General features: G+C 46.6%; 2 protein-coding genes. Both read left to right on the top strand.

Translation table 11 applies throughout. The features are described 5' to 3' along the window. A partial coding sequence (locus AB9H30_RS19250) for a tyrosine-type recombinase/integrase (RefSeq protein ID WP_371196415.1) occupies positions 1-604 on the top strand: 604 nt, incomplete at its 5' end. A gap of 3 nt (positions 605-607) precedes the next feature. Then, positions 608-1,699, top strand: coding sequence for an IS91 family transposase (locus AB9H30_RS19245; protein WP_371196414.1), 1,092 nt, complete (start codon positions 608-610; stop codon positions 1,697-1,699). Positions 1,700-2,021 lie beyond the last annotated feature (322 nt).

Here is a 2,021-nt window from a genome sequence, read left to right as displayed (position 1 = left end):
TAAACACGTCCTCAAGCGAACGTTGGTATTAGATGTGGCGATGCCTTTGCGTAAAAGACAGCCGCCTGACTTTTTATCACAAAGCGAAGTCGTCTCGCTAATAAGACATTGCCAAACCTTGCGTATGAAAACCATGACGATGCTCTGCTATGGCTGTGGTTTACGATTAAGTGAACTGACGCACGTCAAGGTAAAGCATATTGATGGAAAGCGTAAAACCGTGTTCATTGAAAATGGTAAGGGCAATAAACACCGGTATGTCGTCATACCTGAGAGCGTGCTGCGTCAACTCAGACACTATTGGCAAGAGTATCGCCCGACAGAATGGATGTTTTACTCCCAGTGGTTGGAGACACGGCCAATGGCGAATTCCAGCTATTCGAGGGCGCTTCAAAAAGTAGCGGCCGATGCAGGCTTAACAAAACGGTGTAATGTCCACAAATTACGCCATGCTTTTGCCACGCATCAGTTAGAAGCGGGTATGCCCATTCACCAATTGCAGCACCAATTGGGACACACCGATATTCGTACAACCCAAACTTACTTGCATTGGTTACCCGAGCTGCACCATGGCGGAACAGATTTACTGAAATCACTGGAGTAAGTCATGGGCGTATTACATCTGCGCGATATCTTTGACCAGGCACTCATTGGGTATCAGCAATCGCATCGCATGAGCTTGCAACAGCATCGGGTGTGTCGAAGTATTTTAGCGTGTCGCACGGGCAAGTTAGGCTACCAAGTCTGGCAATGCAATCAATGCGAGGAGGAAAAGCGTATTGGCTGTAGCTGTCGAGATAGGCACTGCCCTCGATGCCAAGGAAAAGTGACGCAAGAGTGGGTTGAAAAACAATCCCAACAAGTGGTATCGGGTGGCTACTTCCATTTGGTGTTTACCTTGCCGCATGAGTTAAACGTGCTGGCACAATACAAGCCAAAAGTGGTGTATGCGGCCTTATTCAAGTCCGTCTGGCAGACACTGCAAAAGTTTACTGCTAAGCGTCATGGCCGAGATAGTCAGTTGGGTATGCTCAGCGTCTTGCATACGTGGGGGCAGAACTTGGGACAGCATATTCATTTGCACTGTTTGGTTCCAGCGGGCGTGCTTGACCGAGAGCAACGGTGGTGCAAGCACAAGAAACGTTACCTGTATCCGGTCAAAGCCCTATCTGCGGTGTTCAGAGGCAAGATAATGGCATTACTTGAGGATAAAGGCATTGACGTTACGATACTTCACCTACCTAAGAAGTGGTGCGTCTATGCGAAGCAAAGCTTACATAGCACAAAGGTGGTGTTGCGTTATCTGGCTCGTTATACCCGAAAAGGCATGATGGCCGAGTCGAGATTGCTATCCTATACGCACGAACAGGTGCGATTTAGATATAAAGACTATAGAGACAACAATCACAAAGTAATGACCTTAACGGCGCATGAATTTATTAGGCGGTATTTGCTGCACGTGTTGCCCAAAGGGTTTATGCGAATACGATACTATGGCTTTTTAGCTAACGCGTGTCGCCAGAAGAAAGTCGCGGTAATACAACAGCAACAGGGGCTTGCACCGAAAAAACAGGAACAAACAGAGCAAACAACGCAGAGCGTTAAATGGCCCTGTACTGAATGTAAGTTGGGTCACTTGACGCTGGCTGCCATTATTTTACCCACGTTACCGACGGTTGCCTTCGCTAATACGACTTAACTCGCTGAGTAAGTCATATTGACAACTATTAAGAGGCTTGCATGAACGAGAGAGACCATGCTGTGCTAAAAATTAGTCAGACTTGCAAAGCGCATAATACTCGGCGTATTATCAGATTAAAGGGCCAGCGAGCCGCGACAGATATACCAGATTGAGGGAATATGTTAAGACAAACAGGGACAGTGGACTCATCCAATATCATTGGCAAAAAAGCAAATACCTATTGCATAAGTCTTGCCAACATCCTCACTCAACCATCTGCATGGCTAAGTTCAACAATTGATTCTTTTGCCGTGAAGGCAAAAAGAATACTAAAGCGTTA

Source organism: Glaciecola sp. SC05 (assembly GCF_041380235.1).
Taxonomy (GTDB): Bacteria; Pseudomonadota; Gammaproteobacteria; order Enterobacterales; family Alteromonadaceae; genus Glaciecola.
Note: the sequence above shows the minus strand (reverse complement) of the source record. Positions and strands in the feature narration are given on the sequence as shown.

Coding starts and splice junctions, on each gene's coding strand:
- AB9H30_RS19245 (WP_371196414.1), top strand. CDS start 608: ATGGGCGTATTACATCTGCGCGATATCTTTGACCAGGCACTCATTGGG.